Source organism: Streptomyces sp. NPDC006691, assembly GCF_042869955.1.
In the GTDB taxonomy this organism is placed as follows: Bacteria; Actinomycetota; Actinomycetes; order Streptomycetales; family Streptomycetaceae; genus Streptomyces.
In genome coordinates, this window is record NZ_JBIAGW010000011.1 from 228,403 (window position 1) to 248,889 (window position 20,487).

At 71.1% G+C, this 20,487-nt stretch carries 18 protein-coding genes and 1 riboswitch; of the genes, 13 read left to right on the forward strand and 5 right to left on the reverse strand.

Annotated features, from left to right (window positions below; genetic code table 11):
• Positions 1-29: 29 nt before the first annotated feature.
• The 4 genes from ACFYNP_RS24295 to ACFYNP_RS24310 all read left to right on the forward strand — a co-directional run bounded on the left by ACFYNP_RS24295 (position 30) and on the right by ACFYNP_RS24310 (position 5,441).
• The gene (locus tag ACFYNP_RS24295; RefSeq protein WP_388411707.1) at positions 30-1,499 is read left to right on the forward strand and encodes an amino acid permease; all 1,470 of its coding nucleotides are present in this window, start codon (positions 30-32) and stop codon (positions 1,497-1,499) included.
• A 10-nt stretch (positions 1,500-1,509) separates the two neighbouring features.
• A complete protein-coding gene (locus tag ACFYNP_RS24300) occupies positions 1,510-1,965 on the forward strand; it encodes an Lrp/AsnC family transcriptional regulator (protein ID WP_053724485.1) in 456 nt (151 codons plus the stop codon).
• A gap of 838 nt (positions 1,966-2,803) precedes the next feature.
• Positions 2,804-3,601, forward strand: a complete 798-nt coding sequence (locus tag ACFYNP_RS24305) for a carbon-nitrogen hydrolase family protein (protein ID WP_388788018.1) — start codon at positions 2,804-2,806, stop codon at positions 3,599-3,601.
• A 148-nt stretch (positions 3,602-3,749) separates the two neighbouring features.
• Positions 3,750-5,441, forward strand: coding sequence for a flavin monoamine oxidase family protein (locus ACFYNP_RS24310; protein ID WP_388788021.1), 1,692 nt, complete (start codon positions 3,750-3,752; stop codon positions 5,439-5,441).
• 125 nt (positions 5,442-5,566) lie between these two features.
• Here ACFYNP_RS24310 and ACFYNP_RS24315 read toward each other — a convergent pair whose 3' ends face one another.
• From ACFYNP_RS24315 to ACFYNP_RS24330, 4 genes are all read right to left on the reverse strand, one after another.
• Positions 5,567-6,496 carry an LLM class F420-dependent oxidoreductase gene (locus ACFYNP_RS24315; protein WP_388788024.1) on the reverse strand — a complete coding sequence of 310 codons (930 nt, stop codon included), beginning with the start codon at positions 6,494-6,496 and terminating at the stop codon, positions 5,567-5,569.
• Between the two features lie 9 nt (positions 6,497-6,505).
• Positions 6,506-7,243, reverse strand: a complete 738-nt coding sequence (locus tag ACFYNP_RS24320) for a DUF5995 family protein (protein ID WP_388788026.1) — start codon at positions 7,241-7,243, stop codon at positions 6,506-6,508.
• A 133-nt stretch (positions 7,244-7,376) separates the two neighbouring features.
• Positions 7,377-8,756 carry a uracil-xanthine permease family protein gene (locus ACFYNP_RS24325; protein WP_388788029.1) on the reverse strand — a complete coding sequence of 460 codons (1,380 nt, stop codon included), beginning with the start codon at positions 8,754-8,756 and terminating at the stop codon, positions 7,377-7,379.
• A gap of 110 nt (positions 8,757-8,866) precedes the next feature.
• A complete protein-coding gene (locus tag ACFYNP_RS24330) occupies positions 8,867-10,078 on the reverse strand; it encodes an MFS transporter (protein WP_388788031.1) in 1,212 nt (403 codons plus the stop codon).
• 124 nt (positions 10,079-10,202) lie between these two features.
• On the opposite strand from ACFYNP_RS24330, the gene ACFYNP_RS24335 reads away from it, so the two are divergent.
• A complete protein-coding gene (locus ACFYNP_RS24335) occupies positions 10,203-11,342 on the forward strand; it encodes an ROK family transcriptional regulator (RefSeq protein WP_388788034.1) in 1,140 nt (379 codons plus the stop codon).
• A 109-nt stretch (positions 11,343-11,451) separates the two neighbouring features.
• Here ACFYNP_RS24335 and ACFYNP_RS24340 read toward each other — a convergent pair whose 3' ends face one another.
• Positions 11,452-13,833, reverse strand: a complete 2,382-nt coding sequence (locus tag ACFYNP_RS24340) for a chitinase C-terminal domain-containing protein (protein WP_388788037.1) — start codon at positions 13,831-13,833, stop codon at positions 11,452-11,454.
• Between the two features lie 285 nt (positions 13,834-14,118).
• Positions 14,119-14,249, forward strand: a riboswitch (FMN riboswitch).
• Between the two features lie 163 nt (positions 14,250-14,412).
• Here ACFYNP_RS24340 and ribD point away from each other — a divergent pair.
• The 8 genes from ribD to ACFYNP_RS24380 all read left to right on the forward strand — a co-directional run bounded on the left by ribD (position 14,413) and on the right by ACFYNP_RS24380 (position 20,420).
• Positions 14,413-15,501 (forward strand): bifunctional diaminohydroxyphosphoribosylaminopyrimidine deaminase/5-amino-6-(5-phosphoribosylamino)uracil reductase RibD, encoded by a 1,089-nt coding sequence (gene ribD, locus ACFYNP_RS24345; protein ID WP_388411730.1) that lies wholly within the window; start codon positions 14,413-14,415, stop codon positions 15,499-15,501.
• 2 nt (positions 15,502-15,503) lie between these two features.
• On the forward strand, positions 15,504-16,112 hold the full coding sequence (locus ACFYNP_RS24350) for a riboflavin synthase (protein WP_100577329.1): 609 nt from the start codon (positions 15,504-15,506) through the stop codon (positions 16,110-16,112).
• A gap of 5 nt (positions 16,113-16,117) precedes the next feature.
• Complete coding sequence (locus ACFYNP_RS24355; RefSeq protein WP_388411814.1) at positions 16,118-16,765, forward strand: nicotinamide riboside transporter PnuC; 648 nt, start codon at positions 16,118-16,120, stop codon at positions 16,763-16,765.
• Positions 16,762-18,060, forward strand: a complete 1,299-nt coding sequence (locus tag ACFYNP_RS24360; protein ID WP_388411733.1) for a bifunctional 3,4-dihydroxy-2-butanone-4-phosphate synthase/GTP cyclohydrolase II — start codon at positions 16,762-16,764, stop codon at positions 18,058-18,060. The genes ACFYNP_RS24355 and ACFYNP_RS24360 overlap by 4 nt, the downstream gene beginning before the upstream one ends.
• Before the next feature lie 105 nt (positions 18,061-18,165).
• Positions 18,166-18,651, forward strand: coding sequence for a 6,7-dimethyl-8-ribityllumazine synthase (ribH, locus tag ACFYNP_RS24365; protein ID WP_100577331.1), 486 nt, complete (start codon positions 18,166-18,168; stop codon positions 18,649-18,651).
• A 35-nt stretch (positions 18,652-18,686) separates the two neighbouring features.
• Positions 18,687-18,968, forward strand: a complete 282-nt coding sequence (locus tag ACFYNP_RS24370) for a phosphoribosyl-ATP diphosphatase (protein WP_100577332.1) — start codon at positions 18,687-18,689, stop codon at positions 18,966-18,968.
• A gap of 46 nt (positions 18,969-19,014) precedes the next feature.
• A complete protein-coding gene (gene hisG, locus ACFYNP_RS24375; protein WP_388411737.1) occupies positions 19,015-19,860 on the forward strand; it encodes an ATP phosphoribosyltransferase in 846 nt (281 codons plus the stop codon).
• A 71-nt stretch (positions 19,861-19,931) separates the two neighbouring features.
• Positions 19,932-20,420, forward strand: coding sequence for a PH domain-containing protein (locus ACFYNP_RS24380; RefSeq protein WP_388788040.1), 489 nt, complete (start codon positions 19,932-19,934; stop codon positions 20,418-20,420).
• Positions 20,421-20,487: the final 67 nt, after the last annotated feature.

Consider the following 20,487-nt stretch of genomic DNA (forward strand, 5'->3'; position numbering starts at 1 on the left):
CCGATTGGCAGCGATAAGGAGCCACCTCAGTGTTGGATCATGGCGCAGCGCCACCCTCAACCGATGCACCCGCCGCCGGGGGCCCGCGCCTCGGCAGCGGACTGATGCGGCGCAAGCCGGTGGAACGCCTGGTCGAGGAGGGTGGCCAGGGCGAAGGCGGTTCCCTCAAGCGCTCACTCGGCATGTGGCAGCTGACCATGATCAGCATCGGTGCGACGCTCGGCACCGGCATTTTCGTGGTGCTCGGCGAGGCCGTCCCCAAGGCCGGGCCCGCCGTCACGCTCTCCTTCGTGCTCGCCGGCCTCACGGCGCTCTTCTCGGCCCTGTCCTACGCCGAGCTGGCGGGCTCCATCCCGGTCGCGGGCTCCTCGTACTCGTACGCTTACGCAACGCTCGGCGAACTCGTCGCCTGGATCTGCGGCTGGTGCCTGATCCTGGAGTACGGCGTCTCGGTGGCGGCGGTCGCCGTCGGCTGGGGCCAGTACCTCAATGAGTTCCTGGACGGCACGATCGGCGTCACCATCCCCGACGCGCTGTCCGCGCCGCCCGGCGACGGCGGAATATTCAACCTGCCCGCGCTGATCGTCGTCGTCCTCGCGATGGGCCTGCTGCTCGGCGGCGCCCGCGAGTCCGCCCGCATCAACACGATCATGGTCGGTGTGAAGATCGCCGCCCTGGTGCTGTTCTGCGTCATCGGCTTCATGGGCTTCAAGTCGGGCAACTACAGCAACTTCATGCCGATGGGCACGGCCGGAGTCAGCGGGGCCGCCTCGTCGCTGTTCTTCTCCTACATCGGTTTCGACGCGGCCTCCACGGCCGGTGAAGAGGCCAAGAACCCCAAGCGTGATCTGCCCCGCGCGATCATGCTCTCGCTGGTCATCGTCACCGCGCTCTACGTCCTCGTCGCGTTCGTCGCCGTGGGCGCCCGCCCCTGGAAGCAGTTCGAGGGCTCGGAGGCGGCGCTCGCCGGGATCATGAAGGACGTCACCGGACACTCCTTCTGGGCCACGCTGCTCGCGGCCTGCGCCGTGATCGCGATCGCGAGTGTCGTCCTGACGGTGCTCTACGGCCAGACCCGCATCCTCTTCGCGATGTCCCGCGACGGTCTGGTGCCCAAGGTGTTCGCCAAGGTCAGCCCGCGCAGCGGTACCCCGGTCGCGAACACGATCGCGGTGTCCCTGTTCTGCGGTGTGCTCGCCGCCGCGGTACCGCTCGGCAACCTCGCGGACGCCACGAGCATCGGCACGCTCTTCGCCTTCGCGCTGGTCAATGTGGCCGTCGTCATCCTGCGCGTGACCCGCCCCGACATGCCGCGCACCTTCCGGGTGCCGCTCGGCTGGGTCATCCCGATCCTCGGCTTCGCCACCTGTGGCTACCTCATGTGGAACCTCTCCGGGGTCACCTGGGAGTACTTCGGATACTGGATGGCCGCCGGTCTCGTGATCTACTTCGCTTACGGCTACCGCCGTTCCAGGCTGGCCACCGCCTCACAGAAGTGATCCACCCGCAGTGCGACTCAATGACCTCGATGAACGCATCGTCCACGCGCTCGCCGAAGACGCCCGACGCTCCTACGCCGACATCGGCTCGCTGATCGGTCTGTCCGCGCCCGCCGTCAAGCGGCGCGTCGACCGGCTGCGGGCCGAGGGTGCCATCACCGGCTTCACCGTACGGGTGGACCCGGCGGCCCTCGGCTGGGAGACGGAGGGGTTCATCGAGATCTACTGCCGTCGCAACACCTCGCCCGACGCGATCAAGCGGGGGCTAGAGCGGTACCCCGAAGTCGCGTCCGCCTCCACCGTCACCGGTGAGGCGGACGCGATCGTTCAGGTCTTCGCCTCCGACATGCGGCACTTCGAGCGGGTCCTTGAGCGGATCGCGGGCGAGCCGTACGTGGAGCGCACCAAGTCGGTGCTGGTGCTCTCGCCCCTGCTCCGCCGCTACACCTCGGGGTCTCCGGCCTAGCCCTGACCGCCCTCCCTCCCACCCGCCCGCTCGTGGCCCGGGGCCGACAGATCTCAGGGGCCAAAGGGGCCCATGACGGGCCCAACGCTCTGATGCAGGCCAGCACCGGTGCGGCCTAGGAGCGCGGAGAACTGCGCGAGCAACCACGCACGGCCCGCACCCGAGGTGCACAAGGGGCGCGAGGAACTGCGCGAACGGCCCCCGCGGTCCGCAGGCACAGGACGGTGTGTTGGGGGCGCGGGAAACTGCGCGAACGCCGAGGCGCGGCCAGCGCCTATGCGGCCAAGGGGCGCGGGGAACTGCGCGACCAGCCACGCACGGCCCGCACCCGAGGTGCACAAGGGGCGCGGGGAACTGCGCGAACGGCCCCCGCGGTCCGCAGGCGCAGGACGGTGTACTGGGGGCGCGGGCAACCGCGCGAACGCCGAGGCGCGGCCAGCGCCGATGCGGCCAAGGGGCGCGAGGAACTGCGCGAGCAACCACGCACGGCCCGCACCCGAGGTGCACAAGGGGCGCGGGGAACTGCGCGATCAGCCACGCACGGCCCGCCGCACGCCCCCCAACCGCACCCACCGGAAAACCGCACCCAGCGGAAAACCGCACCCACCGGAAAACCGCACCCACCGGAAAACCGCACCCACCGGAAAACCGCACCCACCGGAAAACCGCACCCACCGGAAAACCGCACTCAGCGGAAACCGCACAACAAATCGCCGCCACCACGCGATCTTGCGCAACGAATCGTGCGGAGGCGCGCAACGCTCGCGCCTTGTCGGGGCCGAACGGCGGAACGTACCGTCTAGTGACCCCGCACCCCCAGCCCCGCCGAGGACCGCCCATGCCCGCGTTGCGCACCGCCCTGCTCCAGAGTTCCGGCCGTCTCTCGGACGTCGCCGCGAACCTGACGGTGCTGGACGAAGCGGCCGGACGGGCGGCCGCGACCGGCGCCGGGCTGATCGTCTGCCCCGAGCTGTTCCTCACCGGGTACGCCATCGGCGACGACGTGGCCAGGCTCGCGGAGCCCGCCGACGGCCCCTCCGCCCGGGCGATCGCCGACATCGCGGTGCGCCACGGCCTGGCCGTCGTCTACGGCTACCCCGAGCGCGACGGCGACGCCGTCTACAACGCGGCCCAGCTCATCGGCCCCGACGGCACCCGCCTCGCGAGCTACCGCAAGACCCACCTCTTCGGCGGCTTCGAGCGGGACGCGTTCACGCCGGGCGAGCAGCCGGTCGTCCAGGCCGAGCTGAACGGCCTCCGTATCGGCATGATGATCTGCTACGACGTGGAGTTCCCCGAGAACGTACGGGCCCACGCGCTGGCCGGCACCGACCTCCTCCTGGTGCCCACCGCCCAGATGCACCCCTTCCAGTTCGTCGCCGAGTCCCTCGTCCCGGTCCGCGCCTTCGAGAACCAGCTGTACGTCGCGTACGTCAACCGGACCGGCCCCGAGGGCGAGTTCGAGTTCGTCGGGCTGAGCTGTCTGGCGGGCCCCGACGGTGCCGCACGGGCCCGCGCCGGGCGCGGCACCGAGCTGGTCGTGGGGGACGTCGACCCCGAGTTCCTGGCCGTCTCGCGCGCGAACAACCCGTATCTGCGCGACCGCCGCCCCGGCCTGTACTCCTCCCTCGTCTAGCCCCGCCTCCGAGCTCACTGGCCGAGCCCCTCCGTCCATTCGACCCGCCGAGCCATTCGACCCGTGAGCCCGGGCCCCCACCCCGGGCCGTGAGGGCCTGCCCCGCCTGCCCTCTCAACTTCCGTACTGTGCAAGGAGTCCGTACCCCATGACGTCCACGGTGCCCACCGCCGTCCAGCACATCGACGAGCAGCCGCCCGTCACGATGTTCGGGCCGGACTTCCCCTACGCGTACGACGACTTCCTCGCGCACCCGGCCGGGCTCGGCCAGATACCCGCGACCGAGCACGGCGCGGAGGTCGCGGTCATCGGCGGCGGCCTCTCCGGCATCGTCGCCGCGTACGAGCTGATGAAGATGGGCCTCAAGCCCGTCGTGTACGAGGCCGACCAGATCGGCGGCCGGCTGCGCACCGTAGGTTTCCCGGGCTGTGACCCGGAGCTCACCGCCGAGATGGGCGCCATGCGGTTCCCCCCGTGCTCCACCGCGCTCCAGCACTACATCGACCTGGTGGACCTGGAGACCAAGCCGTTCCCCAACCCGCTCGCGCCGGACACCCCCTCGACGGTCGTCGACCTCAAGGGAGAGTCCCACTACGCGACCTCGGTCGACGAGCTGCCGGCCGTGTACCGCGAGGTCATGGACGCCTGGAACGCCTGTCTCGAAGAGGGCGCCGACTTCTCCGACATGAACCAGGCCATCCGCGAGCGCGACATCCCGCGCATCCGTGAGATCTGGGCCAAGCTCGTCGACAAGCTCGACAACCAGACCTTCTACGGCTTCCTCTGCGAGTCGGAGGCCTTCAAGTCCTTCCGGCACCGCGAGATCTTCGGCCAGGTCGGCTTCGGCACCGGCGGCTGGGACACCGACTTCCCGAACTCCATCCTGGAGATCCTGCGCGTCGTCTACACCGAGGCGGACGACCACCACCGCGGCATCGTCGGCGGTTCCCAGCAGCTGCCACTGCGCCTGTGGGAGCGTGAGCCGGGGAAGATCGTGCACTGGGCGCAGGGCACCTCGCTCTCCTCGCTGCACGACGGCGCCCCCAGGCCCGCCGTGACCCGGCTGCACCGCACCGCGGGCAACCGCATCACCGTGACGGACGCGGACGGCGACATCCGCACCTTCCGCGCGGCGATCTTCACGGCGCAGTCCTGGATGCTGCTCTCCAAGATCGCCTGCGACGACTCGCTCTTCCCGATCGACCACTGGACCGCGATCGAGCGCACCCACTACATGGAGTCCTCCAAGCTGTTCGTGCCGGTCGACCGGCCGTTCTGGCTGGACAAGGACGAGGACACCGGCCGTGACGTCATGTCGATGACGCTCACCGACCGCATGACGCGCGGCACCTACCTCCTCGACAACGGGCCGGACAAGCCCGCCGTCATCTGCCTCTCCTACACGTGGTGCGACGACAGCCTCAAGTGGCTGCCGCTGTCGGCGAGCGAGCGCATGGAGGTCATGCTCAAGTCGCTCGGCGAGATCTACCCGAAGGTCGACATCCGGGGCCACATCATCGGCAACCCGGTGACGGTGTCCTGGGAGAACGAGCCGTACTTCATGGGCGCGTTCAAGGCGAACCTGCCGGGGCACTACCGCTACCAGCGCCGCCTGTTCACCCACTTCATGCAGGACGCGCTGCCCGAGGACAAGCGGGGCATCTTCCTCGCGGGCGACGACATCTCCTGGACCGCGGGCTGGGCGGAGGGTGCGGTGCAGACCGCGCTCAACGCGGTGTGGGGGGTCATGCACCACTTCGGCGGGGCCACGGACGCGGGCAACCCCGGGCCGGGGGACCTGTACGACTCGATCGCCCCGGTCGAGCTCCCCGAGGACTAGCCCCCGGAGCCGAGGTACCGGGGGCTCTGCCCCCGGACCCCCGTTCGCGCCTCAAGGGCGCTCGTCCGCAAACGCCGGACGGGCTGAGGGGCCCGGCGGCCCGGGGCCGGGTGCCGGTCCCGGGCCTACAGGCCCGCCGCCCGCGCCAGCCCGTACACCTCCGCCGCCAAGTCCTTCAGCTCCTCCGCGTCCCGTGCGGAACTCTGGAGGTCCAGGAGGAACTCCCCGATGCCGTCGAGCGCGTGGGCGGCCAGGTCGTCCACGATCTGGGCCGCGCTGCCCGTGAACGGCGGACGCTCCGCGCCCTCGAACGGCTTCGCCCGGTGCTGGGCGTTCACGCGGACGCAGACCTCGATCGGGCGCGTCCTGCCCCGCTGCGCGGCCAGGTCCTGGAGCCTCGCCCACTGCTCGGTGAGCTGGGCCACGCCCTGGGCCGCGGGCAGCCAGCCGTCCGCCCGGTCCACCAGGCGGCGGGCCGACTTCGGGCTCGACGCCGGGAGGTAGACCGGGATGGGCCGGGCCGGCTTGGGGCCGACCACGGCGGGAGCGACGGTCGTCAACTCGCCCTGGTAGGTGACCGGATCGGGTCCCCACACCGCGGCACACACATCGAGCAGCTCGTCGAGCACCTTGCCGCGCTTCTCGAAGGGCGCCACCCCCGCCGCCGCGTACTCGTCGTGCGACCAGCCCGTACCGATCCCGGCCACCACCCGGCCACCGCTCGCCACGTCCAACGAGGCCAGTGAGCGCGCGAGTTGGAACGGGATGTGCAGCGGGCCCACCAGGACGCTGGTGCCGAGCCGGGCCCGTCCGGTGGCCGCGGCCGCGAGGGTCAGTGTGACCAGCGGGTCGGCGACCGCGCGGTAGGCGTCGGGCCAGGGCAGGCCCGGAACGCCGTACAGGCCCTGGGTCGCGGGCTCGGGGAACAGCACCCGTTCGAAGACCCACAGGCTCTCGAAACCGATCTCCTCCGCCGTCCGCGCCACCGCGGGCACATCGCGGCCGAGGTCGTACTGCTTCATCTGCGGGAGGCCGAGTCCGAGCCGTATCGCCATGGTCGCTCCTCAGTCGGGTACCGAAAGGGGGGTCAGCAGACAGCGGGTCACCAGACCCACGCCCGCGTCCAGCCGATCGGTGAACTCCTGGGCCAGGGCCGGAAGTTCCCGCAACTGCCACAGGACCTTCGCCGCGGACCAGGACGCGTCCCGCGCCCGCTCCAGGCTCCAGGACGCCAGCAGATGCGTCATCGGGTCGGCGACCTCGAACAGGTCGGGCCCGGGCATGAGTTCCTCCCGGATGCGTTCCTCCAGGAGCGTCAGCGTGTCTCCGACACGGTCGAAGTCCCGCTCCAGGAAAGCCGGTTCGCAGTCGAGGGCCCGGCAGCTGTCGACCAGCGCGAGCGTCAGGTCGTGCCCGATGTGGGCGTTGATCCCGGCCAGCGCGAACTGCAGGGGACGCACCCCGGGATGGCGCCGGTACTGGAACAGCGGACGCCAGCAGTCCGGCGGGCGCCGACCCAGGGAGGAGGACTCCACCGCCGCGAGATAGCGCCCGGCGAACAGCACGTCCAGGGTCGCCGCGCCCCGCGGGTCGGTGAAGTGGTCGTGCGCGATGAGCCGGGAGATCTCCTCGGTCACCGTCAGATAGACACGGTTGAAGACCGCGATGCCGTCCCGGGCCGGCAGGTCGGCCCGCAGCGCCCGCATCCGCCGGACCACGGGGTCGAGCGGCGCGGCGAACCGGTGGGTGTGCCGCGGGTGCCGCGCGGGAGGTCCGGTTTCGGTCCATGCGGTCTGCGTCATGGGGGCAGCGTCCCAGCCCGCCGGCCCGGCCCGGCACCGCCGTAAGGGGGCTTGACCGGATCGGATGAACGGTGGGCGGGGCGGCCGCCGCGCGCGGGCCCGGCGCGCTATGCCCGGTCCCTCGCCTACCGCGCTACGCCTGGTCCTTCTCGTAGGACGAGGTGCCCGAATCGAGCAGCGGCTCCTGCTCCTTGAGGTGGGCCGGGGCGAAGGCGCGCAGCACGTGGTAGCCGGTGATCACCACGATTGTGCCGAGCGCGATGCCGCTGAGCTGGAAGTTCTCGGTGAACTTCAGCGTCACGTTGCCGATGCCGATGATGATGCCCGCGGCGGCCGGAACGAGGTTCAGCGGATTGCGCAGATCGACCTTGGCGTTGATCCAGATCTGCGCGCCGAGCAGCCCGATCATGCCGTACAGGATGACGGTGATGCCGCCGAGCACCCCGCCCGGAATCGCCGCGACGACCGCGCCGAACTTGGGGCACACACCGAAGAGCAGCGCGAATCCGGCGGCGGCCCAATAGGCCGCGGTCGAGTAGACGCGGGTGGCGGCCATGACGCCGATGTTCTCGGAGTACGTGGTGTTCGGCGGGCCGCCCACGGCGGTCGACAGCATCGAACCGACACCGTCGGCGGCGATCGCGGTGCCGAGCTTGTCGTCGAGGTTGGTGCCGGTCATCTCGCCGACGGCCTTGACGTGGCCCGCGTTCTCCGCGATCAGCGCGATGACGACGGGCAGCGCGACGAGGATCGCCGACCATTCGAAGCTCGGCGCGTGGAAGCTCGGGAGCCCGATCCAGTCGGCCCTGCCCACGCCCGCGAGGTCCAGGCGCCAGTGGTCGACGGCCTGCGGGCCGCCGTTCACCGAGTGGATCTTGCCGAAGACCTGGTCGAGCACCCACGAGATGCCGTACCCGAAGATCAGCCCGAGGAAGATCGCGATGCGGGACCAGAAACCGCGCAGGCACACGACGGCCAGGCCGGTGAACAGCATCACCATCAGCGCGGTCCACTGGTCCTGCGGCCAGTACGTGGCGGCCGTGACCGGCGCCAGGTTGAAGCCGATCAGCATGACGACGGCGCCCGTGACGATGGGCGGCATCGCCGCGTGGATGATCCGGGCGCCGAACCGCTGCACCGTGAGACCGGCGAAGAACAGCACCACGCCGACGACGAACACGGCGCCGGTCACGGTGGCGCTGGTGCCCCCGGTGGCCCGGATCGCGGCCGCGACGCCCACGAAGGAGAGCGAGCAGCCGAGGTAGCTGGGGACCCGGCCCTTGGTGGCGAGCAGGAAGATGACCGTCGCGATGCCGGACATCATGATCGCGAGGTTGGGGTCGAGGCCCATCAGGACCGGCGAGACGAACGACGCCCCGAACATGGCCACCACGTGCTGGGCGCCGAGACCGATCGTGCGCGGCCAGGTGAGCCGTTCGTCGGGGCGTACGACGGCTCCTGGAGCGGGGGTCCGCCCGTCGCCGTGCAAGGTCCAGTGCACGCCGAGGCGCATGGTCGCTCCAGTTCGTCCGTGGTGGTCGGTGCCAAGAAAAGATCAGGCCAAATATTAGTGCCGGATCTCGACCTCGCTCGTCGGCCGGGCCGCGGGCGTGCGTAGCGGGGTCAGGGGTGACGGGCGGGCGCCACGTCCGCCGTACCGGCCGGGTCCGGTGGACGGACCCCCGCCCGCAGGACCCGGGCCCCCGCTATGAGGCCGAGCGCGAGCACGGTCACCAGGCCGAACGAGACCACCAGGGAGGTCAGATCGGCGATCCCGCCGATCGCGGAGGGCGCGACCAGGCCCGAGGTGTAGGTGATGGTCGCCACACCCGCGATGGCCTGGCTCGGGTTGGTGCCGCTGCGTCCGGCCGCCGCGAAGGCGAGCGGCACCACGACCGCGATCCCGAGCCCCATCAGGCCGAACCCGGCCATCGCGACGGCCGGTCCCGGAGCGCACACCACGAGCAGACCGCCCAACGTGGCGAGCACCCCTCCGGCGCGCACCGTACGCACCGCCCCGAAGCGGTCCACCCCCTTGTCGCCCGCGAGCCGGGCCACCGCCATCGTCAGCGTGAACGCGGTGGTGCAGGCCGCGGCCGTACCCGCCGAGGTGTCCAGGACATCGCGCAGATAGACCGCCGACCAGTCCAGACTGGCACCCTCGGCGAACACCGCGCAGAACGCCACCATGCCGATGACCAGCGCCGACCGGGGCGGCAGCGTGAACCGGGGCGGCGCCGTCTCGTCGGGGGCGCTGCGCAGGTCGAGTACGCCCTGACAGGCGGCGAGGCCGAGCACGGTCAGGACGGCGGCGGCCGCGGTGAGGTGGAGCCGGGCGTCCGCTCCGAGGTGCGCGGCGAGCGTCCCGGACGCGGAGCCGATCAGCGCGCCCACGCTCCACATGCCGTGCAGCGAGGACATGATCGAGCGGCGGAGCCGGGTCTCGGTCTCCACGCCGAGCGCGTTCATCGCCACGTCCGCCATCCCGGCGCTCGCGCCGTACACGAAGAGAACGGCGCACAGCGTGTAGAGGTTGGGGGCGAGCGCGGGCAGCGTGAGCGCCAGGGTCCACAGGGCGAGCAGCCCGCGCAGCGCGTTGCGCGCCCCGAACCGGTGGGTGATCGCACCGGACAGCGGCATCAGGAGCGACGAGCCGATCGCGGGGAAGGCCAGGGCGAGGCCGAGCTGGCCGGCGGAGACCCCGGCGTGGTCCTGGATCCAGGGGACCCGGGTGGCGAAATTGCCGGTCACCGCGCCGTGCACACAGAACACTGCGGCGATCGCGATCCGCGCCCGCCTCAACTGCCTTGGATCCAGAGCAAGTTCGGCTGCCATTTCGACCGGGTTCCCCTCCCTCTGGGGCGGCTTTCCCGCCGCCGGGCCGTAAACTATCAGGAACCCTGCCTGATAAATAGAACGGGTGGCCCTCCGCCTTCGCCGATCTGGAAGGATTCCCGGCATGCCCGCATCCCCGAGCACCGCCCGGGCCATCAACGACCGGCTCGCCCTGAGCCTCCTCCAGGACGAGGGCCCGTTGACGGCAGGCCAGCTGAAGCACCTCACCGGCCTCTCCCGGCCGACCGTCGCCGACCTCGTCGAGCGTCTCCAGGGCTCCGGCCTCGTCCATGTGGTGGGGGAGTCGGGCGCCGAGCGGCGCGGCCCCAACGCGCGGCTCTACGCGATCGTCGCCGACCGGGCGCACCTGGCGGCCCTGGACGTGCGCACCGACAGTGTCTCGCTGGTCGTGGCCGACCTCCTCGGACACACCCTCGCCGAGGCCACGCTGCCGATCGAGCCGGAGGCCGGGACGGGTCCCGCCGTCGAGCAGGCCGTGGCGCTCCTGGAGCGCACCGCGAAGGAGGCCGGCGCGGAGCGGCTGCACAGCGTCGGGGTCGGCGCCCCCGGGCTCATCGACCCGGCCAGCGGCGAACTGCGCGACACCAGCGGGCTGCCCGCCTGGCACCGCGAACTCGTGCGGGTCCTGGCCCGGCGACTGCCCGCCGCCGTGCTCGTCGAGAACGAGACCAACCTGGCCGCCGTGGCCGAGCAGCGTCTGGGCGCAGCCCGTGGTCAGGACACCTTCGTGCTCCTGTGGCTCGGCCAGGGCATCGGCTCGGCACTCGTCCTGGACGGCAAGCTGCGCAGGGGCGCCTCGGGCGGCGCGGGCGAGATCGGGTTCATGCCGGTACCGGGCACCGGCGGACTGCCGTCCTCGACCGGCTGCGACGGCGGGTTCCACGAGCTGGTGCACGCGGGTGCGGTGGCGCGCCTCGCCGCCGAGTTCGGACGGGCCGGCAGTGCGGAGGAGGCCGTGCGGGACGCGGACGGGCCCTTCCTCGACGCGCTGGCCCAGCGGCTCGCCGTCGGCGCGGCGGGCGTGGTCGCGGTCCTGGACCCCGGGCTCATCGTGCTCGGCGGCGAACTGGGCCATGCGGGCGGCCAGTTGCTCGCCTCCCGCGTCCAGCGCGCCCTGGCCGCCCTGACCCCGCTCCCCGCCGAGGTCAGGCCGAGCGCCCTGGGTGATGGCGCGGTCCTGAGCGGTGCGCTGCTGACCGCGCGGGACGCGGCTCAGGACGACCTCTTCGCGCCAAATCCCTGAGCGGGCACGGGAAGTGAGGCTCCCTCAGATCCGGGAGCCCTGATCTCCGGGCACCCGACGGCGGCCAAGGGCCGGGAGACCGCCGCCGGGCGTTCGTGCGGGGAGCGGATCAGCAGGCGCCGAGGTCCTGCCACACTCCCCAGTCACCGGTAGTACCCGGTTCCTCGCCCTTCGTCCACCACTTGGACTTCCAGGTGTGGGACTTGTACGAGACGGTCGTGCCGCCGCCGTACGCGGAACCCGCCGACCAGACCGGGGCCGCGCACGTGCCGCCCGGCGGCGTGGGGGACGGCGAGGGCCCGGTCGTGCCCGAAGGCGTCGGGGTCGGGGTCGGGGTGCCCGACGGGGTCGGGGTGGGTGTCGAGGTGCCGGGGTCGCTCACGACCGCCCCCCGGGTGCGGTCGCCGGCCAGCGCGTAGGTCTTGCCACCGAAGGTCACCGTCCAGTTCGAGGGGGTGGAAACCGGCAGGTAGTAGACGAAGTCGAGGGTGACCGAGGCGCCCGGTGCCAGCGACTGCCAGCTCGGCAGCTTCAGCGAGACGCGGTTGTAGTCGCCCTTGAGCCCGCCGATGTTGTTGGCCGCGGTGTGGTCGCTGCGCACGATCGTCGTGCCGAAGCCGGACTGGTCCTTGGCGTTGGCGGGGGCCGAAGTGCCGTAGTCGAACTGGAACTCCGTGCCGCCGGGCAGCGTCGCCGTGGTGTTGTTGGTCAGGGTCACCTTGGGGCTGATGGGGTAGTTGGAGTCGCCGAGCGGGAACTGCCCGAAGTCCACGCCGATGTTCAGCGCCTGGGCGGGCAGGGCGATCGTGGAGCGCTTGTTGCCGTACGGGGTGGCCGACTTGAACTTGTCGTACATCTCGCTCGTCAGGGTCGAGCCCTGCTCGTACTGGCCCTTGCCCGCGTTCCACTGGTAGTCGCCGGCCAGCTCCCAGACCATCGTGCCGCCGATGCCCTTGTCCACCACGTAGTCCGCCTTGGCCCCCACCGACTGCTCGTCCTCGGTGGACAGGAAGACCTTCTTCTGGTCGTTCCACAGCCAGGGCGCCACCAGCGTGGAGTCGTAGTTGCGGACGTAGGTGCCGGTCAGCTTGGTGGTGGCGGAGAGGCCGTACTTGCTGACGTAGTCGCCGACGATCCCCTTCTCCAGGTTCTTGGCGTGCCACATCGGGTTGGAGCCGGCCGGGGCCTCCTTGCCGTTGGCGTCGAGGTCGTGCCAGAGGTTGTCGATGCCGACGGCGCCGTCACCGCAGGCGGTCAGGCCCGAACCCGCGGGGCAGTTCGTCGAAGGCGCCTTGCCCCACAGGCCGTTGGTGCCGCCCTGCACGTTCTCGAAGCCGCGGGTGTAGTACGGCAGGCCCATGTTGATGCGCCCGGCCGGCATGGAACCGCGGAAGTAGTGGTAGGCCCAGTCGGCGTTGAGGTAGCCGATGCCGCCGTACTGGGACGTGGAGTAGACGCCGGCGGCCGCGAGTTCCGCGTCCTTGCCGTCGTCGAAGAGCGAGGCGTTGGGGCCGACGTACTGGTTCCAGGCGCCGTGCAGGTCGTAGGACATGATGTTGACGTAGTCCAGGTACTGCTGGACCTGGAAGGTCTCCATGCCGCGCAGCAGATAGCCGGAGGACGGCGCGGCGACCGAGAGCAGATAGTGCTTTCCGTCGGCCGCCCCCGCGCGGTCGAGCTTCTCGCGCAGCGACTTCATCAGCGCCGCGTAGCCCTTGACGAGACCGGCCCGGCGGGCGTTGGAGAGGGTCAGGTCGAGCGGGTTGCCCGCGTCCTTCATCGTCGTCGGGTACTCGTAGTCGATGTCGACGCCGTTGAAGCCGTACTTCTTGATGAAGGCGACCGCCGAGTCGGCGAAGGTGTCGACACCGGCCTGGTTGACCGAGCCGTCCGCGTTGGTGGCCATCGCGTAGAAGCCGCCGGAGTCGACGCGCTTGCCGTCGTCACCGAAGTAGCCGCCGGTCTCGGCCCAACCGCCCACGGAGATGAGGGTCTTCACGTTGGGGTGCTGCTTCTTGAACTTGTTGAGCAGGTTGAAATGGCCCTTGTAGGGGAGCGAGGGGTCCATCTCGGCGCCCGCGACGCCCGGCCAGGTCATCCCGGTCGCGGCGTTCTTCTCGCTGTCGGTGCCGACCGAGATCTTGTTGTCCGAACCGACGTGTGCGAAGGCGTAGTTGATGTGGGTGACCTTGTCCCACGGGATGTCGGAGGCGAGGTAGGCGGGCGTCCCGTCCTGGCCGGTGCGCCAGCCGGTGAAGTAGCCGATGACCCGGCGCTGGTGGTCGGCGCCCATCTTCTCGCGGCCGTCGCTGTCGTACACCGAGCAGTACGGGACGTCGACGCCCGGGGTCTTGTACAGGCCGTCCGGACGACAGGCCTCGTTGTCGACGGCGGCCTGCGAGACGCCGGTGGACAGCGCGCCGAACAGCAGCCCGGCGACCGCGGTGGCGGCCGTGAGCAGCGCGGTGCGTCTGCGGGTGGGGGAGAGCACGGGCAGTTCCTCCTGGGAGGTGGGCGGAACACAACGAACAAGGCGGTGGTCGTGCACGGCCCCGGCGTGCGCACACCGGCGGGCCTCTCCTCGGAGGTGACGCAGAGATTAAAAGGACTAGACCAGTGCGTCAATAGGTATGGACCAAAGGCATGCGCCGCTGCGCGCGTTCCGCGTGGCTCCGGGCCGGACCCCGCTGGATTCCGGCCAATCTGTGAGCCAGGCCACATCCACTCACTCGCATGGCCTTCGGGCAGCCGTGGCACACTGGCCCTGTACCAGCAGCAGCGCACTCCGGGGTCGGTGTAATTCCGAACCGGCGGTTATAGTCCGCGACCCGTCCGCATCCAGCGGCCGGTTGACCAGGTGAAATTCCTGGACCGACGGTGAAAGTCCGGATGGGAGGCAGTGCGCGGCGGGCGGACCGTTGACCGGTCACGTCGGCCGTCTGTTACCGGTCGCCCGAGCGGGCACCGGTCTCTTTCGGCCGTGGCGTGAGCTGTACGCGATGGTCTGTTTCCGCTCTCTGTCGTCATCGACAGGCCCCGGAGTCCGTGCCCGAAGAGGCAGGAGGACCCGGTGGCACCCACAGCCGACGCGGACGCCATGCGCCGAGCCGTCGAGCTCGCGGCGCGCGGACTCGGCTCCACCAGCCCCAACCCGGTTGTCGGATGCGTGATCACCGACGCCTCCGGCGCGGTCGTGGGCGAGGGCCACCACCAGCGGGCCGGCGGCCCGCACGCCGAGGTCCACGCCCTGCGGGACGCGGGCGAGAAGGCCCGTGGCGGCACCGCCTACGTCACCCTCGAACCCTGCAACCACACCGGCCGCACCGGGCCCTGCGCCCAGGCGCTCATCGAGGCCGGTATCGCCCGCGTCCTGTACGCCGTCGCCGACCCGAACCCGCAGGCCACCGGTGGTGCCGACACCCTGCGCGCGGCAGGCGTCCCCGCCGAGCGGGGCCTGCTCGCCGCCGAGGCCGAGGCGGTCAACGCCGCATGGCTCACCTCGGTACGGCTCGGCCGCCCGCACGTCACCTGGAAGTACGCGGCCACTCTCGACGGGCGCACCGCGGCCGAGGACGGCACCAGTCGCTGGATCACCTCCGCCGAGGCCCGCGCCGACGTCCACCGGCTGCGCGCCGAGTCCGACGCGGTGGTCGTGGGCTCCGGCACCGCCCGCACCGACGACCCGCACCTCGCCGTGCGCGGCGTCGAGGGGGCAACTCAGCCGCTGCGCCTGGCAGTCGACACCAACGCCACCGCCGTCAAGCCCGGCGCCCGCATCCTCGACGACGCGGCGCCCACCCTGATCGCGGTCGCCGAGGACGCCGACGCGGCCCACCTGCCCCAGGCCGCCGTCCTGCGCCTGCCGCGCGCCGCGGCCGGTCTGGACATCCCCGCACTGCTCGCGGCCCTGCACACCCGGGGCGTGCGCTCCGTCCTCCTCGAAGGCGGACCGACCCTGGCCGGCGCCTTCGTCGCCGCGGGCGCCGTCGACAAGGTCGTCGGCTACCTCGCGCCCGCCCTGCTCGGCGCCGGACCCACCGCGCTCGCCGGAGCGGGAATCAGCACCATCGCCGACGCGTTGCGGCTCGACATCACCGAGGCCGTGCGCATCGGCCCCGACCTGCGCATCACTGCCACCCCTCTCGCCAAGGAGCGCTGAACGTGTTCACCGGAATCGTCGAAGAGCTGGGCGAGGTCGCCGCCATCGAGACCCTCGGTGACGCCTCCCGCTTCCGTCTGCGCGGCCCCCTCGTCACCGAAGGCGCCGGACACGGCGACTCCATCGCCGTCAACGGCGTCTGTCTGACGGTCGTGGAGTTCGGCGACGGCGAGTTCACCGCCGACGTGATGGACGAGACGCTCAAGCGCTCCAGCCTCGGCGCCCTGGAGGTCGGCTCCCGGGTCAACCTGGAGCGGCCCATGGCCGTCGGCGGCCGGCTCGGCGGGCACATCGTGCAGGGGCACGTGGACGGCACCGGCACGGTGCTCGCCCGCACGCCCTCGGAGAACTGGGAGATCGTCAAGATCGCCCTGCCCGCCGACCTGTCCCGCTACGTCGTCGAGAAGGGCTCCATCACCGTGGACGGCGTGAGCCTCACGGTCGTGGAGGCCGCCGCCGACTACTTCACCATCAGCCTCATCCCGACCACCCTCGCGCTGACCACGCTCGGCATCAAGCAGCCCGGCGACCCGGTCAACCTGGAGGTCGACGTCATCGCCAAGTACGTCGAGCGGCTGCTCGGCGCCAGCCACGGGGGGAACGACAAGTGAGCATGGTGAACTGGCTGAACGGCGAGGCCTTCACGGTCCTCGGTCAGCACATCAAGTGGTCGGACATGATCGGCAACACCATCGGCCTGATCGCCCTCGCACTCGGCTGGCGCCGCTCCATATGGACCTGGCCCGCCCAGTTCGTCTCGGGCCTGATCCTGTTCGTGGCGTTCGCCGCCGGACACCTCTCCGGCAGCGCCGGCAAGCAGGTCGTGGTGATGGTCGTCGCGGCCGGCGGCTGGCTCGCCTGGAGCCGCCGGGGCCGGCGGCAGGCACAGGACGGCTCCATCGCCGTACGGTTCGCCACCTGGCGCGAGCGGGCCTTCCTGCTCGGCGGCGCCGCCGTCGGCACGGTCGCCGTCGCGGGCCTCTTCACCGCCTACCCGGCGCTCTCCTGGGACCCGTGGCCCGACGCGTACGTCTTCGTCGGCACCGTCGTAGCGATGTTCGCCCAGGCCCGCGGCATGGTCGAGTTCTGGTTCGCCTGGCTGCTCGTCGACCTCGTCGGCGTCCCGCTCAACTTCGCCAACGGATACGCCTTCTCCGGCTTCGTCTACGTCATTTACGGCGCGCTCGTCCTGTGGGGCATGCGCGACTGGTGGCTGCGCTCGCGCACGAGCGTCAAGCCCGTCCTGGAAGGAGCGACGGCATGACCACGCACGCACCCACCTGGTACTCCACCGACAACCGCGAGGACCTCGCCCTCGACCCCGTCGAGCAGGCCATCCGCGACATCGCCGCGGGCCGCCCCGTGGTCGTCGTCGACGACGAGGACCGCGAGAACGAGGGCGACCTCGTCATCGCGGCCGAGAAGGCCACCCCCGAGATCGTCGCGTTCATGATGAGCGAGTGCCGCGGTCTGATCTGCGCGCCCATGGAGGGCGAGGACCTCGACCGGCTCGAACTGCCGCAGATGGTCGAGCACAACACCGAGTCGATGAAGACCGCCTTCACCGTCTCCGTGGACGCCACGGCCGCCCACGGCGTGAGCACCGGCATCTCCGCCGCCGACCGCGCCACCACCCTGCGCCTGCTCGCCGACGGCCGCTCCGCCTCCGGCGACTTCGTCCGCCCCGGCCACATCTTCCCGCTGCGCGCCAAGCCCGGCGGGGTGCTGGTCCGCAACGGCCACACCGAGGCCGCGGTCGACCTCGCCCGGCTCGCCGGGCTCGCCCCGGCCGGCGCCATCGTCGAGATCGCGGGCGAGGACGGCGTCATGCTGCGCCTGCCCGAGCTCGTCCCGTTCGCCCGCAAGCACGGCCTGACGATCATCTCCATCGAGGACCTGATCGCCTACCGCCGCTCCGCCGAGCCGACCGTGCGCCGCGAGGCCGAGGTCCATCTGCCCACCGCCGCCGGGGAGTTCACCGCCTACGGCTACCGCTCCACCGTCGACGGCGTCGAGCACGTCGCCCTGGTCCACGGCGACATCGGCGACGGCGAGGACGTCCTGGTCCGGGTCCACTCCGAGTGCCTGACCGGCGACATCTTCCACTCGCTGCGCTGCGACTGCGGTCCCCAGCTCCAGGCCTCCATGGAACGCATCACCGAGGCCGGCCGAGGCGTCGTGGTCTACCTGCGCGGCCACGAGGGCCGGGGCATCGGCCTCCTCTCCAAGCTCCGCGCGTACGAGCTCCAGGAGCGCGGCCGCGACACCCTGGACGCCAACCTGGAGCTCGGCCTGCCCGCCGACGCCCGCGACTACGCGGCCGGCGCCCAGATCCTCGCCGATCTCGGCGTGCACAGCCTGCGGCTGATGACCAACAACCCCGACAAGATCACCGCGCTGGTCCGGCACGGTCTGACGGTGTCGGGCCGCGAGCCCATGCCCGTCCAGGCGGGCGAGCACAATCTGCGGTACCTGCGCACCAAGCGGGACCGCATGGGGCACGACCTGCCGTGGCTCGACGGCGGCCCCGCGCCGATGTCGGCCTGCGGCAACCAGTGAGCACACCGAGAACACCGCACATCCCAGAACGAACACCGCACGTCCCAGCACGAACACCGCACGTCCCAGAACACAGCACGTCCCAGAACACCTGAAGGAGAGCACGTGAGCGGCAAGGGCGCACCCGAACTGTCCGTACGCAACTGCGGAGACCTCCGTGTCGCCGTGGTCGCGGCACAGTGGCACGAGAAGGTGATGGACGGACTCGTCGACGGCGCCCTGCGCGCCCTGCACGAGCTCGGCATCGACGAGCCGACGCTGCTGCGCGTCCCCGGCAGCTTCGAACTACCCGTGGTCGCCAAGGTGCTCGCGGGCCGCGGCTACGATGCCATCGTCGCGCTCGGGGTCGTCATCAGGGGCGGCACCCCGCACTTCGAGTACGTGTGCCAGGGTGTCACCAACGGCCTCACCCAGGTCACCGTGGACACCGGCGTACCCGTCGGCTTCGGCGTGCTGACCTGCGACACCGAGGAGCAGGCCCTGGACCGGGCCGGCCTCGAAGGGTCGAACGAGGACAAGGGCCATGAAGCGGTCACCGCCGCCGTGGCCACCGCGGCCACGCTGCGCACGGTCAGCGAACCCTGGCGCTGAGCGACCGGAACCCACCCCTTACCCTAAGAAGCATCATGGCGAACAAACCCTCCAAGAGCTTCGAAGAGCTCTTCACCGAGCTCCAGCTCAAGGCCGCCAACGGCGACCCGTCCACCTCCCGCACCGCCGAGCTGGTGGACAAGGGCGTGCATGCCATCGGCAAGAAGGTCGTCGAGGAGGCCGCCGAAGTCTGGATGGCCGCCGAGTACGAGGGCAAGGAAGCCGCCGCCGAGGAGATCTCGCAGCTGCTGTACCACGTCCAGGTGATGATGGTCGCGCGCGGGATCTCCCTCGACGACGTGTACGCCCACCTCTAAGCACGCCTCACAGCACATCTCTCCGTACGAAAAGGAAGCTGACCTCATGCTGCGCATCGCCGTCCCCAACAAGGGTTCACTGTCCGGACCTGCGTCGGCGATGCTCCATGAGGCCGGCTACCGGATGCGCAAGGAGTCGAAGGAACTCGTCCTCGTCGACCCCGTCAACCAGGTCGAGTTCTTCTACCTGCGCCCCAAGGACATCGCGATCTACGTGTCCGCGGGCAAGCTCGACATCGGCATCACCGGCGAGGACCTGCTGATCGACTCCGGCGCCGACGCCGAGGTGATCCTGCCGCTCGGCTTCGCCCGCTCCACCTTCCGCTTCGCCGCCAAGCCCGGCACCGTCTCGGACCTCAAGGACCTGGCGGGCAAGACGATCGCCACCTCCTACGAGGGCATCGTCGCCAAGCACCTCGCCGAGGCCGGCGTGGACGCCTCCGTGGTGCACCTCGACGGCGCCGTGGAGACCGCGATCGAGCTGGGCGTCGCCCAGGTGATCGCCGACGTCGTGGAGACCGGCACCTCCCTGCGCAACGCGGGCCTCGAAGTCTTTGGCGACCCGATCATGAAGTCCGAGGCGGCCGTCATCCGCCGCACCGGCGCCGAGGACAACGCCAAGGTCCAGCAGTTCCTGCGCCGCCTCCAGGGCGTCCTGGTCGCCCGCAGCTACGTGATGATGGACTACGACTGCCGCGCCGAGCACCTGGAGCGGGCGGTCGCGCTCACGCCGGGCCTGGAGTCGCCGACGATCTCCCCGCTGCACAACGAGGGCTGGGTCGCCGTCCGCTCGATGGTCCCCGCCAAGGACTCCCAGCGGGTCATGGACGACCTGTACGAGCTGGGAGCCCGCGCCATCCTCACCACGGCCATCCACGCCTGCCGCCTCTGACCCGCGCACGGCGCCGGACGGCGCCGCCGAGGACAGCGACGAAGACGACCGCGACGAAAGCGAACGACACCGTGTCCGCCCCCGTGCCCCAACCCCCCGCCCTGCCGGTCACGTTCAGGCCGACCGTGACCCGGGCCGTCCTGCTGATCAGCGCCGCCGCCATGTTCGTCGCCATGACGGTGATGTCGCTGCTCCTGGAGACCCTGAGCGGGGGCGAGCGGGGCAGCTTCATCCTGATGGCCGCCCTGTTCGCCGGGGTGCTCGTGCTGCTCAGCCGGCCGAAGGTGGTCGCCGACGACGCGGGCGTCACCGTGGTCAACCTCACCGCGCGGCGCCGGCTCGCCTGGCCGGAGATCCTGCGGGTGAATCTGCGCCCCGGCGACCCCTGGGTCTTCCTCGACCTCTCCGACGGCACCAGCCTGCCCGCGCTCGGCATCCAGCCCGGCAGTGGCAAGGCGCGCGCCATCCGCGACGCCAGGGCGCTGCGCGCGCTCGCCGAGAGCCACGGCAGCCGCGGCACCGCCCCCGATTCACCCGGCTCGGCTCACGACAACGGCTGAGCCCCTTGCCCCACCTGGCACCATCTTGATTACCCTGATGTCGGCGGCGCCGAGTGCGCCCCGCCCC